The following is a 15,482-nucleotide window of genomic DNA, read 5'->3' as shown; positions in this document are numbered from 1 at the left end:
TTTGAAGACGAAGCGGGGGAGCTTCGCTAGTTTGGGGGAGGAAAACAAATGGGGGAGAAAAATGAGCATAAATACTCGACCGGTAGATATACCGGATAAAGTTGGTGGGGGTAGATATTAGGGTAATCGGTAACGTTCCGAAATGACGGAAAACGTCACTCCAGACACTTGGTTTGGTCTGCTTCATTTTTAATAGGTTGGTTTGGTCAAACAACTACTAAAATCCAAGCAAAGTGGGAAAAATAAAAAGTAAGAATTCGTGGGGTTAATTGTTTTAAACCTAAGCGATTTTTTTGGATTACTTCGATAACATAAATTTAAAATGGCTGATATACAACCTTTTATCGACGAAATGCATAGTGGTCGTTTTACCGCATAAAATCAATAATGTTTTTTCTTACACTATATATTCATTTTTCTTATTTTAGTAAGGTATAATTACCTCGAGTTATGATGAAAAAAAATAATCGAGGGTATATTTTCTCTATTACAAACCTTAAAACAACGCCAAATTGCAAGTCAACATCATTATCGTATCATCAAAAATCAGCCAATGAAACAAAAAAAATTGCACCACTCATCGAAAAAAGGTGTGTGTTTCGCAATTATTGACGTTACTATCTGTATCACGATTTACTGTATTCATTCGGCAAGCCTATTTTTTTAAACCGGGCGTCGCCCATAATTATAGCCATATGTCCATAAACCTCACCCCAACATCGAACAGGCCTGAAAAGAAAACATATGAACAGCATACGGAGCTCCTATTGGAAAAGCTACACCAATTGAAACATAGGTTTCAATCTTCTTATTACGCCCATTCAGACGGCAAAAAATATGAGAAGGCCCGAAACTTTAATATACGCTTGAGCAACATTCTGTTCAAGGTGAACCAACTGTTGGGTACTTTTGAGACGGCACAGCAAAAAAACTACACCCTTATCGACAACGAGATCCAAAAACTTGAACGAGAACTAAACGAGCTAATCTGCTAACGCCCGAAGTGGATTTCTTTTGACTATATTTATGGTCTACATAGAACTATATGAGAAAAAACTACTACAAAATAGGTGGAGCCCTTGTTGCATCCCTTTTTCTACTTATATTTTTATGTAATCTCATCATAAGTTCATCGGCTGAAGGAAAAACTTTTAACAGCCTTGAAGCCGTTCCAAAGAATAGGGTGGGTATTGTACTCGGAACTTCGAAAAAATTAATTGGAGGGCTTCCAAACCCGTATTACACCTTCCGAATAAAAGCTACCCTTGAGCTTTATCAGGCCCGAAAAATAGATTTTGTTTTGGTCAGTGGCGACAATGGCACACGTTACTACAACGAACCGAATACCATAAAAAAGGATTTGATATCGAAGGGCATCCCTGCGGAAAAAATATTCTTAGACTTCGCCGGATTTAGGACCTTGGATTCAATGGTCCGCGCCAAAGAGGTTTTTGGGTTAAACGATGTAACGGTTATATCCCAAGAATTCCATAATCAACGCGCCATCTACCTGGCCGAGAAGAAAGGTCTAAAGGCTATTGGTTACAATGCAAAAAGTATTAGTGGCAGACAGGGCCTAAAGGTTCGCTTACGTGAATATTTAGCGAGGGTCAAAGTTTTTATCGACTTGCTGTTCAACACACAGCCCAAATTCTTTGGCGAGCGGGTTGAAATTAATTAACACCTTATTTTCAGCGAAAAAGATGTATTTTGTACATCTTATTTTTAACAAAAGTGTCAAAACTAAGAGTACTTCTAAAAAACCTCGGACCCGGACTACTTTTCGCCAGTATGGCGATAGGTACGTCGCATCTGGTACTGTCTACCAAGGCCGGTGCCCAATACGGCTGGGTCATGGTCATACCCATTTTGCTCGCCAATGTTTTCAAATACCCTTTTTTTGAATTTGGCGTACGCTATACCAATGTTACCGGAAAAACCTTGACCGAAGGCTACCTCAACCGTGGAAAAACCTATCTGTGGTTTTACGGTTTTATTACCTTGGTGTCGACCTTTACCATTTTGGCGGCACTTTATACGGTGACGGCCGGGCTATTCATTAACCTTTTAAAGGTATCGCATATTTCCATAGATAGGGTCGCCTTGGCCCTATTCTGCTTTATCAGCATACTGTTGATCATTGGCAAATATCGGTTTATGGAAGTTTCGCTAAAATTTATCGTTTCACTCCTCTTTATTGCCCTGTTAGCAACAACGGCAGTGGTGATTTTTAAGGGCAACGTAGAGCCGATACCCGATTTCACCCCACCGACCCTATTCGACAATGTGGGCATTCTTTTTCTGATCAGCCTAATGGGATGGATGCCGACGACGGTTGAAGCCTCAAGCTGGGTCAGCCTTTGGAGTGTAGAGAAATGGAAGACCCAAGCAAAGCCTTCCCTTTCCGAATCATTACAAGAATTTAGGGTAGGCTATTATACGACCTGCCTACTAGCCCTATTCTTTCTGACTATCGGATGTATGACGCTTTACGGCACTCAAACCGAACTCAGCGGGAACGCCGTTACCTTTGCCGATCAAATCGTACAGCTGTTTACCGCGCACATTGGTCCATGGGCCTATATTCTGATTGCGGTAGCGGCTTTTGCTACCATGTTCAGTACGTGTATGACCGCCCATGATGCCATCGCCAGGGTCAGTATCGACATACTTGAACTCGGGCTCCCACGCTTAAAGCTGTCGGGAAACAAACGTATTTTTGCCGTAGGAGTAATCGTTTTGGCCCTTGTAAACTATATTGTGGTCAGTTCCTTTAGTGCCAATATGGGACAATTGGTTTCCCTAGCGACATTCGTGTCTTTCGTGGTAGCCCCCATTGTAGGCTATATGAACCTAAAAAACGTTATGAGCGATGAAATACCGCAGGCCAACCGGCCTAAAAGAGGGCTGAGGATTCTTACCTATGCGGGCATCTTGTTCTTATCGCTCTTCTCGGTCTATTACTTCTATATCGTAGTCTTTTAATCGCAAGGGAAGGAGTAAGGCCCTTTTTCCTACTGGCTTAACTCCTCATAGTTTTCTATGACAAAAAGCGTTCTCAAGTTTTGTTTATGAAGAAAATCTAGACAATACACTCCGTTGGTACAATTGTTCAAGATTTTCTCTTCCCCGTATCCTACCGCTTTGGTAATATTGCTCGGTGAAACGCCTTTGTTCAACAAATACTTCTTTATATTCTCCGATCGCTTTTGAGAGAGTCGCTTATTGGTGCTATTACTTCCCCGACTATCGGTGTGAGTTTCGATGGCAATCTTTAGACGTGGAAACCTTTTGATGGCATCTACCACCTTATCAAGTTCAGGTGCCATCTCCAAGGTAACATCGCTCCTTCCCGAAGCAAAGTAAAAGTTGTTGGTATGCAGTACTTTCTTCCCTTCCTTTTCCCTAACAATATCGTCAAAGGAGAGTAACTCTATTTGCAATGGCTGTTTCTGTATTTCGGCCAGCTGTTTTGGATTGTAGCTTTCCTTAAAGGTCGAATAACCGTTTTTTACAACTTCCAAGGAAACCATATCGGTATAGGGTATTTCCACCTTGTAATGACCATTCTTAGCGGAGACGGTCTTACTTAAGACCTCTCCTTGGTAATCGAGTACACGGACTTCAACATCGGCTATAGGTTCTTCGTAAGGCGGTTTTACTACTTCGCCTTTAAAAATCAAGGTTTTGGGACCTGGCTTTTCTGCAATTTTAAAGCCGTAAATGTCGTCGTTGCCTTTTCCTCCCGGTCTATTGGAAGAAAAATACCCCATAAGCTCGTGTCCCTCGCCCGGCCTAATGATAAAACCGAACTCATCGTATTTTGAATTTATACCTTGCCCTAAGTTTACAGGAATACTGAAATCATCTCCGGGTTCTATATTACTACGGTAAACATCCATACCTCCATAACCGTAAAATATATCGGAAGAAAAAAAGAGGCTATTATCAAACACAAAGGGTGCTATTTCGTTACCTGGCGTATTGATCCTTGGCCCTAAATTGATAGGCTCCGACATAACTTGACCGTTGTTGGTCACCACATAATACAGATCAGTGCCCCCATAACTATCCTCAAAATTAGCGGCAAAGTACAGACGCTCGTTTTTATCATCGTAAAATGGATAGTAGAAGGAAGTACTCAAATCGCGCAATAAAAAACGGAACAGACCGCCCTCATAAGCCATACCTATGGACAAGGCGTTCTTTCCCTTTTCATCGAAGGTCAAGTTCTTACCGTCGGCATTTGAAAGCACGTAATACGTACCACCTGTCGCTTCGGAATAAAAGGGTGTAGATTTATGGAACGGCGAATCGGGAATGCCTTTATACAAGCTCACATTATCGAGGTTCCCCCCCTTTTCAATATCGGCTTCGTAAATATCAAGGTAGGACTCGCCCGAAGGACCGTAAACCCGTTTCGATTTGTTCTTTCTACCACTACTGAACAACAGTTTATCGTTGTAAAAGGCTGGTGAGAAATCTGAAAACACACTATTGGTATTCAGGTTAAACACAAAGAATCCCGCAGCCTCTGTTTCCTTTTTTTCCCGTAAGAGGTAATTGAACTCGGCGTTTTCCACCAACTCACTCGCAAGCTCATTGCTTTTTGATTTCAAAAAGGCCCTTATCCTTTCTTGTTCCGAGATTTTACCGAAACTCTGCAACATCTTATTAAAACGATGGGCAGACATAATGGTATCGTTCTTATGGATATCAAGGTATATTTTTGAAGCCTTGTTGTACTCACCGGTCTTAAAATACGAATCGGCCAGGTTCAACAATTGATGGTTGGTAATGAACTTACCCGATTGCATTTGCTTCTTATACTCCTTAATTGCCTCTTCGTAGGCATAACCATAGAAGTATCTATCGCCCTTAGATGTCAGTTCCTGACCAAAGGAAGACCCTATGGACAAGCTAAATAATAATATGAAGATTCTGAATTTCATAGTCTAATATTAGAAAAATCTAGGCGTATCGATTTGTTTTGGTTTTCCTTTCAAGCTCTTTCCGCTTCCGCCGGAGCCATCTCCCCTACCCAAATAAAACTTGAGAATCACTTCATGCGAACCGCTACTGAACTCCCCAAGTGGATTGGTATTGTAGTCATACGAGTATCCGATAAAACTACCGTTGGTTATCTGAAAACCTACGAGTCCGCTCACGGCGCTCCCCAATCGGTACGAGGCTCCCATGGTAAACCTATCGTTGAACAAAAAGTTGGCACTAAGGTTTGTGTTCACAGGTGCCCCACTGATGTAGTTGATCAAGAAAGCCGGTTTAAACTTAAGGGTTTCCGAAAAATCGAAAACGTAGCCCCCAATAAAGTTGAACTGCAGTTTGTCTTCTATGATCGTGGCCACCTCATCGTTGTAGATTCCGTCGGTCAAAAAGTTCGGTATCGACGCCCCTAGGTACCAGATATCGTCTTCGTATAAAAAGAACCCTGCACCAATGGTCGGATAGAACTTGGAAATGGTCTCACGGCCCAAAATAGGCTCGCCCGGATTTTCAAAGGTACCTTTTGAAAAGTCAACGTTCAAAAAAGAGCCACCGGCATCCATACCAAAGGAAAGCTTCGTATTGTCAGAAACATTAAATTGGTACGAATAGGCCAATTCAACATAGGTCTGGGTAGACGGCCCTAACTGGTCGCTTATAATATTAAAACCGAGTCCGTTCTTTTCGTTGGCAAAGGGTATATTGGTACCCAAACGAATGGTACGCGGCGAACCTTCGATATCAAGCCATTGGGCCCGATAGGTCGCGGCAATTTCCGGATTCTGCACCGACCCCACATAAGCTGGGTTGAAGCTTCCGATATTATACATATACTGCGTATACTGAGGTTCTTTTTGAGCAAAGCTGTTTGCCGATATAAACAATACACCTATAGTAAAGCAGATGTAACCGTAAAAGGATTTTAGTATTCTATTCTGCATTATCCGTATTATCTTATAAGCTGGATCCAGCCTTTTTTAGTGGTTGTGGTCTCAAAACCTTCTACTTCTTCCTCTAAGGTTAAATTTAAAACATAGAAATAAGTGCCGTCGGGCGCTTCTTTCCCTTTCCATGTTCCGTCCCAAATAACATCGCTAGTCATTTGATCTCCTTCAAAAACCACTTTACCATACCTGTTAAATATTTTGATATCGTAGACGAGGTCTACCAATCTCGATTCTAACTCCCTATTGATCTTCAATACATCGTTGGTTCCGTCATTGTTGGGCGAAAATTGATTGAAGACTATGCCCAATTCCGCAGTTGCTCTTTCCGAAACATTTACTGTGGCCGTAGCCCTGTTGTTATCGTAATTTCCTTCACTTTCGGCCGGAGACGACCTTGTTATTTCCGCGGTGTTCTCAAAAGTACCGGCGATAGGAAGCGCCACCCTAATTTCAAGAACGGCAACCTCGTTCCTTATCAGTTCCGGTATACTCCAAATTCCCGTTTCAGGTATATACTCGCCTTTATCGGCAGTACTACTGATATATACCAAACCACTATTTTCATCAAAGGAAACGGTATCGCGAACTACTATTCGAGAAACCGCATCTTCATTCGATTCGTTCGTCACCCTTATGGTAAAGATTACTTCTTGGCCTAGCAATGGGTTTACCCTACTCAAGTTTCGGTAAGGTCGTTGAATACCCAAGGTATCATCTTCCTTTACTATCCTCGCAAATTTTTCCAATACCAAATCGATGCCTTCGGGCAAATCAATATTCAAAGTCACCTCAGCAGTATCGTTATCAGGATTATCATCTACTGGAAAGGACTGTAGTAATTCGGCACGGTTGGTATAAGGTCCGCCATCAAGTACTTCTACAGTTAGGGTCATAGTGGCGGTACCCCCTTCGGATATCTCAGGAATGGTCCACTCACCTGTAGTCAAGAGGTAACTACCTTCGGAGGTATTATGACCTTTATAGTCGAATCCTTCTTCCAACATCTCCCCTATGGTAACGTTCCGAGCAATTCTATTGGATAGATTGTTTACCGTAATGGTAAAAATAACCTCATCGCCCGCAATGGCCTCGGCCTTATCAACCGTTTTCACCACTTCAAGATCAATGGGTGTCGGGTCACAGTTTCCGTTGTTGATGTCGGGATCACAAGCGTCTAAGGGATTGGTTCCATCGGCTTCTTCTTGTCCATCGGTAATTCCATCACCATCGGTATCACATAATCCGTTGGAATTATCGGGTATACATGGATTATCGTTTCCGGGATCCAATTGATCCACAACCCCGTCCAAATCAGAATCCAAATCATTGGAATCCAAGGCATCGATTATACCGTCGCCATCTTCGTCTAAGGGATTGGTAGGATCATCACCGACTTCGTCCCCATCGTTTATGCCATCACCATCGGTATCGGGATTGTCGGGATCGGTTCCTAGGCTAGCTTCCACTCCTCCTAACAATCCATCACCATCATCGTCGGTATCACAACTGCTGACGGCGATAGAAACTTGGGCCGTTTCATTTTCACAAGGTGCCTGGGCCCCTGTTGTTGTATAGGTAAATACATAAGTACCGCTAGGCACTCCTTGAAAATCTACTACATTATCGGCATTTGGACTCACATTAACAGGGCCGTCGGACCATGCCCAAGTACCCGCACTGGCGATAACCGAAAACGTATTGTCTAAGTCAAAAGTAGTACTACCATATCTTTCGTCATTACAAGAAGATGCGTCCTCTGGGCTACCTGCGGTAACGGCAGGATTAACCGTAGCTATCACCTCGGTTCTTTCAGAGATACAACCATTGGCTTCGGCCTCTACAAAATAAGAAGCGGTACGCGTCAAATTATTAATAGCAAAACTTGCCCCCGTGCCTAAGCGCGAACCACCCGTGGCACTTGCATACCAATTAATGGTAGCATCTTCCGTTGCGGTAGCGGTGAGAACGACCCGGCCCGGCCCACATCTACTGTCCCCTTCGGTATCCGTAATTTCCGGTGTTGGGTTTTGCACCAAGGATATGGCCCGTACCGGCCCAGCACATTCCAGTGCCGTGTCATAGTAAAACGCATAATACGTTCCAGGCAAGGGATTGGCTATCCTATTGGGCGGAACAGGAGTATCTACTGGATTCCCTGCATTCGTTGCCCATCGTAAAACGGTACCTGCTGGGGCGTTGCCTTGGATATAGTCTGTTAAGGAAGTGGTAATCTCATCACAAAAATCAGTAGGAATGCTCGCATTTACAGCGGGAGCTACCTTGGCCGCACATTTATTACAATCTTCAACGGTAATAGTTACCTGTGTAGACTCGTTTTCACAAGGAGCTATGGCTCCCGTCGTAGTATAGGTATACACATAAGTACCGGCCGTTTTACCACTAAACTCGACACGGTCATTGCCCCCTACCGGCTGAACCGTCTCAGGTCCTGAAGAATAGCTCCAAGTACCGGGGGCTTCTCCCGTAATCAAAGTACCAAGGTTTACGGCGGTATCCCCAAAATCACCATCGGTGTTATTACACAGCGTAGTCGCGGTAGTAGTACCCGGAGATGGCGGAGTGCTAATAGTTATACTAACCGGATCACTACTGGCGGTATAACATGAATTGTCGTTCGCCCAATATACGGCGTAATAGGTACCCGACGCGGTAACCGCGGCGTTGGCCAACAAATTACCGACCGCCGTTGGGTTGGCCGTTGTACTCCACCTCAGTGAACTACCCGCAGGGGCACTTGCGGCACCACCTACGACAAAAGTATTTAAATTGACACTTGTACTGGGCGGATTACAAAAAGTCGTCGGCCTCGCTCCATTGATGGTAGGCGGGGTATCCCCGGCCACACAGTCATTATCAAGAATAGTAACCGTTCTTCCCGCATTACCCGGCTGGTTGACTGAAAACAGGGTAGCATTACTAGGGTTACCCAATCGAAGGATTGCGGTTTCGCTGGGTTCGGGATCCGTATCGTCAATTACATCGATAAACAGGTTGACCTGGTTTACCCCGGCCGGAAAAGAAAGTTGGCCTTGGGTAAGATTGGTCACCGTTCGAACCGCATAATCGACATTTCGGGTGGCGGTACTTGCAGCAATAAAAGAATAGGGCACCGTAATGGGCGCTCCCGTTCCGTTGGCCTTATCCAATTTCACTACATATTGCCCCCAATTGGCCGCACCTGGCGCCTCTACTTCGGCGGCATTCGCATCCAGTCTTTCCAAGGTAAAGGTCCCTTGGTCGTCATCGCCAATGTTGATGGTAACGAAATTGTTGTTCGGATCAATGGTACCTCCATCACCATCAGTTAGGGTAACCACCAAAGTTTCCGTCCCTTCGACCAAGTCGTCTTGAGCGATATTGACATCAACGGTTTCCGAGGCATTTAAGAAGTTTAAAGTTACATTACCAGATAGGACCTGATAATCAACGCCCGCAGTGGCCGTACTACCTATCACACTGTATTTCACCTCATTGACAACCCCAAAGATATTAGGGCTCCTTGATATCGTAAAACTTGCCCCGTTAGGAATCCCATCGGTCTCGGCCGCTAGGTTATCCGACGAAGTAATGGAAATGGTCTGGGCCATCAGCGATTGGCCGGAACAAAGTAGAACCAACAATAAAAATGCGTTGCCAATGGTTCTCAGGTCATTGACAGAACAAAGTATTTTCTTTTTCAATTTCATAACTGTCCTTTGAATACAAATTCAATACACAGCAAATAAAGTAGGTCGTGGCTAAATGGGCGTCAATATTACTAAAAAAATCGTCCTCAACCTTAAATTAAGGGTTAAATCAAGGTTTTACGGACAAACTACATAATATACGGAATAAAGATCAACTCGGGATATCTGCCGATCGACTTTCTGTTCCCGGAACAATTTTTCTTACCAGTCCTTGAAGCACTTTACCAGGGCCGACCTCGATAAACAGGGAAGCTCCGTCCTTCACCATTTGCTCCACACTTTGCGTCCATTTTACGGGAGCGGTCAATTGTGAAATCAAGTTCTTCTGAATTTCCGCGGAATCGCTCACAGCAACGGTAGTTACATTCTGATAAACCGGGCATTTCGGACTAGCAAAAGTCGTATTCTCTATGGCCGCTGCCAGTTCTTCCCGGGCAGGCTCCATCAAGGGAGAGTGAAAGGCGCCACCTACGGGTAGTACCAAAGCCCTTCTAGCTCCCGCTTCCTTCATTTTCGCGCACGCTTTTTCAATAGCTTCCACCTCACCCGAAATCACCAATTGTCCGGGGCAGTTATAGTTCGCGGCAACAACAATACCTGGTGTCTCCTCACATATTTTCTCTACAAGGGCATCCTCCAAACCTAAAACCGCCGCCATAGTACTGGGTTGAAGCTCACAGGCCTTTTGCATGGCCAAGGCACGTTGCGATACCAATTTTAAACCATCTTCAAAACTTAAGGTTCCATTGGCCACCAAAGCGGAAAATTCCCCTAAAGAGTGACCGGCCACCATATCCGGCTTAAAACTGTCTCCCATTACCTTACTTAAAATAACCGAATGTAAAAAAATAGCCGGTTGCGTAACCTTGGTCCGCTTCAAGTCTTCAGGCGTACCTTCGAACATTATATCCGTTATAGGAAAACCAAGGATATCATTGGCCTGTTCAAAGAGTTCTTGGGCCAAGGGATAGTTCTCGTAGAGGTCTAACCCCATACCTACAAATTGCGCTCCTTGTCCGGGAAATATATATGCATTCATTATTTTTATTTTTTAGTGGGTGCAAAAATAGCAAATAAAGTTCAAGTGCCAACCTCGGCCTTAAAGCGTCCTATTCTTTGAACCAAGCCGAGTAGGTGACGTAATTGTTTGCAATACGATCGATCTCGCCCGAACTGAGTTCCGGACTTATATCTTTTATCTTTTTTGCCGGTGTACCGGCAAAGACGCTTCCGGCCGGCACATGGGTGCCTTTGGTCAACACCGCTCCCGCAGCTATAATGCTATTGCTCTCTACCACACAATCATCCATAATGATGCTTCCCATTCCTACCAGCACATTATCCTTTAAGGTACACCCATGAACAATGGCGTTATGCCCTATGGAAACATTATTACCGATAGTGGTGGGCGATTTTTGATAGGTACAGTGCACTATGGCCCCGTCTTGCACATTGACCTTGTTGCCCATTTTTATATAGTGCACATCGCCCCGAAGTACGGCATTGAACCAAATACTGCACTGGTCGCCCACACTTACCTCTCCCACAATGGTCGCATTTTCGGCAATGAAACAATCGTCTCCGAATTCTGGGGTCTTTCCGTTAATCGTTTTTATCATCTTCGTGTTTTATTCTTCTACCTTCTTTAAAAATACGCCAAAAGCTCTTTCTTTTTCGAAGCCGAGACCAATAGTTCCTTTCCGTTCGAAACCACTACACTGCCGCCTTTTCCCTTTCTGTACTTGACCACCTCTTCTACGTTTACCAAATACGATTTGTGAATACGGGCAAACGAAAAATCGGCCAAGGCCTCTTCAAAATACTTTAAAGTCTTGCTCACTAAAATCTTTTTGTTCTCTAAATAGATCTCGGTATAATTATCATCGGCCTTGCAATAAAGAATATCGGCCACGTTCAATACCTGAAACCCATCTTGCTGTGGTAGGGTTATCTTTCCTTGTACCGATTTCAACTTAGGCTGTAAGACCTTATCTTCGAGTTCGTTCTCCTTTTGTTTGATTTCCTGAACATACTCCACTGCCTTTACGAGCTCGTCGATATTTATGGGTTTCATAAGGTAATAGGCCGCATGGCTGTTCAGGGCATCCATGGCATATTGGTTATAGGCCGTTACAAAAACGGTTTCAAAGGAACGGTCGGGCAATTCATCAAGAAGGTCAAAGGCATTTCCAAAAGGCATTTCCACATCTAAAAAAACAAGGTCAAGATCGTTTTTGGAAATAAGGTCAAGTCCTTCTTGGATGGACGCCGCCTCTCCCAAGAGCTTAACGTTTGTACAATATTTTCCGAGATAGTTACGCAATATCTCCCGGCTATTGGCTTCGTCTTCAACAAGTATGGCATTTAGAGTCATAGTAGCTATTTTTTTTTAGGAAGGCCCCGATTAATCTTTACGAAGCACAAATATCACTTTCGTGCCCGAACCATCGGTCGTGAGGTCGGAAATAGTGACATCTACCTTGTTTTTGTACATATCGTTAAGAATGGCAATTCGTTTTTTGATATTGCCCATCCCTTTCGATTTTTGTTTTTTCTGGTTCTGCGTCTTCAATTGTCCGGATTTCTTTCTACCGATACCATCATCGGTTATCACGATCTCTACGGATGTCGAACCCTTTGGTCGCACATCGATTTTCAAGAGGCCCTTATCTTCCTTATAACGGAGTCCATGCCAAATGGCATTTTCAATATAGGGCTGCAAGAGCATGGGCGGAATTTCAAATGCCGACACATCGATCTTCTTATCTACATTCAATTGATAATCGAACTTATCGGGAAATCGGGAATGCTCTAATTTCACATACAGCTCCAACTGTTCCAATTCCTTGGCCAGCGGGATAAAGTCCTCTTCTGAATTCTCAAGCACCGAACGCATCAAAGTAGAAAATTCGCTCAGAAAGCGGTTGGCACTACGTTCATCGCTCTTGGCGATATAATTGTTGACCGAATTGAGCGCGTTAAAGATAAAGTGGGGATTCATCTGCGACCGCAAAGACTTTAAGGCCAATAGGTTATTTGCCAGTTTCTGCTGCTGATTGCTCCTATAGAAGAAAAAGGCGGCCAGCCCCAAGAGGATCATTCCGAAAATAAGGGAATAGATGATCCACCTTTGGCGCTTGTTGCTTTCCTGAATCAATTGCTGTTCGGTCAAGGCCAGGTCGTACTTACTTTGAGAAAGTTCGCGTTCTTGCTCCAGTCCCGAAATACGGTTTTGCCGCATTGAGATTTCCCTATTGAAACGCGCCGCCTGGGCAATCTCCTGTTCTTTTCGCACATATAGGGTATCTACCAAGGACACATAGCTCCGATAGGTCTCAAAGGCCTTGGGATAGTCCCCCTTATATTCAAAAACCTCCGACAATTTTCTTGTGGCGTCTTTTTGAACCACAAGGTCGTTTTCAGAATCGGCGGTTTCAATACTTTCCTTTAAGTAGGGAATGGCCTCATCATATTTATCTTGGGCGATGTAGGCATTGGCGATTTTATAATTAATGCGTTGCGGGGTGATAGAATCCAACTCGTCCCTTGCTTCGCGTTTGGCCGTTTTCCCCTTGGGAAGCGTTTTTAGTTCGCTAAGACTTTTTTTCCGCAATTCAATTTCGGCACCATATAGGTTCTTTTGATTGTAAAAATCGGCTACTTTTTCCTTTTCCTGAACGGCGCGCTTGGGCTCCAAGCTTTCGGTAAGTTGCAGCGAGCTATTGTAATATGCACCGGCCTCTACCAATTTATCATCTTGCGCATAGGTATCGGCGATCTTTGAATTCAGGTCGGCCAATTTGGGTGTTATCTGGTTCTTTTTGGCCACTATGAGTCCTTCTTCAAAAAAAGCAAGGGCCTTCTCCACTTGACCCAAACCGCGATAGGCATCACCTAGGCTTTCGTTCAAACGTACTTTTTGATAGGGCACCAGTCCTTCAATTTTCAACAGAGGCAGGAGTGTCGTTTCCGCTTCCGAAAACTGCTTGTTCTGAATATATGCTTCCGCTAAAAGTAGGGTCGTTCGTGTAGATCTATAGGCTTCTAAGGCATCTTTGTAATTCGTAATGGCCAAATCGTATTGGTTGTGGTATTGGTAAACCTCCCCTAGGGCGACCAAAGACTCGGAAAGCGATTTCTTATCGGCCCGCTTGCCCAGAACGGCAATGGAATTGGTGATATAATCAATACTCCTTTCTATATCGCTTCGCTTATAGACATTGGCCGAATCGAGATAGACTTGGTGCAGATTGCTTTGGGGCTTGGCCATTTTACCACGCCGCAGCTCCTTCTGCCCCCATACACTTATAGTGGAGCATCCTATAAAAAGAAAAAGCAATATGTGGCGAATTGAACCCATTTGATTATTTGTACAACGTAAACTTAATCGAATTATGCGTCACTAAAAAACCTACCTCTTCCCTAATTTCCCAAAAAATCACCTTTCGTAAAGGCTTTACGCATTCAAAAGAAGCGTTCCCTCTTTGAAACCGCCATTTCGCTCAAAGCCGGTTTTATACGAAATAAGTTGCTTCTACTTTTACCCCATCAACAACGAATAACACGAATAAATACCCCCTCTAAACAGGGCCTTAAAAAAATAATTATGAAACACACAAAACAGATTCTCGGATTAGCCTTTATGTCATTCGCCCTTACAGCCATGTACGGCTGCGAACCAAAGGCCAAAAAAACGACAGCGGCACCGGTAATGGCCCAAGCCCTTAATACCCCAGGGAAGGACAAGCCCAAAAACAACACGGTCAAAATTGCCCTATTATTGGATACCAGTAATAGCATGGACGGACTTATCAATCAGGCTAAATCACAGCTTTGGGACATTGTAAACAAGTTCACCCACGCCAAATGCGGCAACGAGCAACGGCCAGAATTACAAATTGCGCTCTACCAATATGGAAACGACAACCTATCTTCCAATGAAGGATACATTCAACAAGTATTGAACTTTAGTGGCGACCTTGATGAAATTTCGGAAAAACTGTTTTCATTGACGACCAACGGAGGCGAGGAATTCTGCGGGGAAGTCATACACACCTCATTAAAGCAACTAGACTGGGGCAATAATCCCGATAACCTGAAAATGATTTTCATTGCCGGCAACGAACCCTTTAACCAAGGCAAGCTCAATTACAAAGATGCGGTGACCAACGCCAAGGAAAAAGACATAGTGGTCAACACCATCTTTTGCGGCAACTACGAACAAGGCATCAATACCGAATGGAAGAGCGGCGCTACCTTAACGGGAGGGGAATACATAGCCATAGACCACAACAGAAAGGTAGTCCATATCGACACGCCTTACGATGATGTTATCATTAAACTGAATTCAAAACTGAACCAGACCTACATTTCGTACGGAGCCCTGGGAAGTGCCAAAATGGAGAAACAACGCGTACAAGACGACAATGCCTACGAACTTGAGGAAGCCGTTGCGGTCAAACGCGCCGTCAGCAAAAGCTCTCGATTGTACAACAACAAACAATGGGACCTGGTAGATGCCTCCAAAGACGAGAGCTTTAATATTTCCGAAATCAAAAAGGAAGAACTCCCCAAAGAATTAAAGGGCAAATCAGAAACCGAAATAAAGGCTTATATCGAAGAAAAAAAATCAGATCGCGCCAAGATTCAAGCCGAGATCCAAGAGTTGAACGCCAAACGCGAGAAGTTCATTGCCGCACAACAGCAAGAAGGCGAAAAAGGAGAACTTGAAAATGCCATGTTGGAAGCCATCAAAAAGCAAGCTGCCAAGAAAGACTATAAGTGGGAAGAATAATCAGTTCCTATACCCAAACAAAAAGCATCC

11 protein-coding genes are annotated in these 15,482 nt (G+C 44.0%); 4 read left to right on the top strand and 7 right to left on the bottom strand.

Features of this window, described 5'->3' with window-relative positions; all coding sequences use genetic code 11:
* Positions 1-695 precede the first annotated feature (695 nt).
* Genes BW980_RS13640 through BW980_RS13630 form a run of 3 tightly spaced genes read left to right on the top strand, consistent with a single transcriptional unit; the run spans position 696 to position 2,985 of the window.
* Positions 696-995, top strand: coding sequence for a hypothetical protein (locus BW980_RS13640; protein WP_076455775.1), 300 nt, complete (start codon positions 696-698; stop codon positions 993-995).
* Between the two features lie 50 nt (positions 996-1,045).
* Positions 1,046-1,681 (top strand): SanA/YdcF family protein, encoded by a 636-nt coding sequence (locus BW980_RS13635; protein ID WP_076455774.1) that lies wholly within the window; start codon positions 1,046-1,048, stop codon positions 1,679-1,681.
* A 53-nt stretch (positions 1,682-1,734) separates the two neighbouring features.
* Positions 1,735-2,985: an NRAMP family divalent metal transporter gene (locus tag BW980_RS13630; protein WP_076455773.1), complete on the top strand. Its 1,251-nt coding sequence runs from the start codon at positions 1,735-1,737 to the stop codon at positions 2,983-2,985.
* A gap of 29 nt (positions 2,986-3,014) precedes the next feature.
* Here the strand turns inward: BW980_RS13630 and BW980_RS13625 are convergent, their stop codons facing one another.
* The 7 genes from BW980_RS13625 to BW980_RS13595 form a co-directional block, all read right to left on the bottom strand.
* A complete protein-coding gene (locus BW980_RS13625) occupies positions 3,015-4,952 on the bottom strand; it encodes an OmpA family protein (protein ID WP_076455772.1) in 1,938 nt (645 codons plus the stop codon).
* A 9-nt stretch (positions 4,953-4,961) separates the two neighbouring features.
* A complete protein-coding gene (locus tag BW980_RS13620; protein WP_076455771.1) occupies positions 4,962-5,945 on the bottom strand; it encodes a PorP/SprF family type IX secretion system membrane protein in 984 nt (327 codons plus the stop codon).
* An 8-nt stretch (positions 5,946-5,953) separates the two neighbouring features.
* Positions 5,954-9,658: a T9SS type B sorting domain-containing protein gene (locus tag BW980_RS13615; RefSeq protein ID WP_076455770.1), complete on the bottom strand. Its 3,705-nt coding sequence runs from the start codon at positions 9,656-9,658 to the stop codon at positions 5,954-5,956.
* Positions 9,659-9,809: 151 nt separating this feature from the next.
* Entirely contained in the window at positions 9,810-10,697 is an 888-nt protein-coding gene (gene fabD, locus BW980_RS13610; protein WP_076455769.1) for an ACP S-malonyltransferase, read from the bottom strand.
* A gap of 70 nt (positions 10,698-10,767) precedes the next feature.
* Positions 10,768-11,277 carry a gamma carbonic anhydrase family protein gene (locus tag BW980_RS13605; protein ID WP_076455768.1) on the bottom strand — a complete coding sequence of 170 codons (510 nt, stop codon included), beginning with the start codon at positions 11,275-11,277 and terminating at the stop codon, positions 10,768-10,770.
* A 26-nt stretch (positions 11,278-11,303) separates the two neighbouring features.
* A complete protein-coding gene (locus BW980_RS13600; protein ID WP_076455767.1) occupies positions 11,304-12,032 on the bottom strand; it encodes a LytR/AlgR family response regulator transcription factor in 729 nt (242 codons plus the stop codon).
* Between the two features lie 30 nt (positions 12,033-12,062).
* The gene (locus tag BW980_RS13595; RefSeq protein WP_076455766.1) at positions 12,063-14,018 is read right to left on the bottom strand and encodes a histidine kinase; all 1,956 of its coding nucleotides are present in this window, start codon (positions 14,016-14,018) and stop codon (positions 12,063-12,065) included.
* Positions 14,019-14,264: 246 nt separating this feature from the next.
* On the opposite strand from BW980_RS13595, the gene BW980_RS13590 reads away from it, so the two are divergent.
* A complete protein-coding gene (locus tag BW980_RS13590) occupies positions 14,265-15,452 on the top strand; it encodes a vWA domain-containing protein (RefSeq protein WP_076455765.1) in 1,188 nt (395 codons plus the stop codon).
* Positions 15,453-15,482: the final 30 nt, after the last annotated feature.

The organism is Zobellia uliginosa (assembly GCF_900156625.1).
GTDB classification, from domain to species: Bacteria; Bacteroidota; Bacteroidia; order Flavobacteriales; family Flavobacteriaceae; genus Zobellia; species Zobellia uliginosa.
This window is presented reverse-complemented; position numbering and strand designations above follow the sequence as displayed.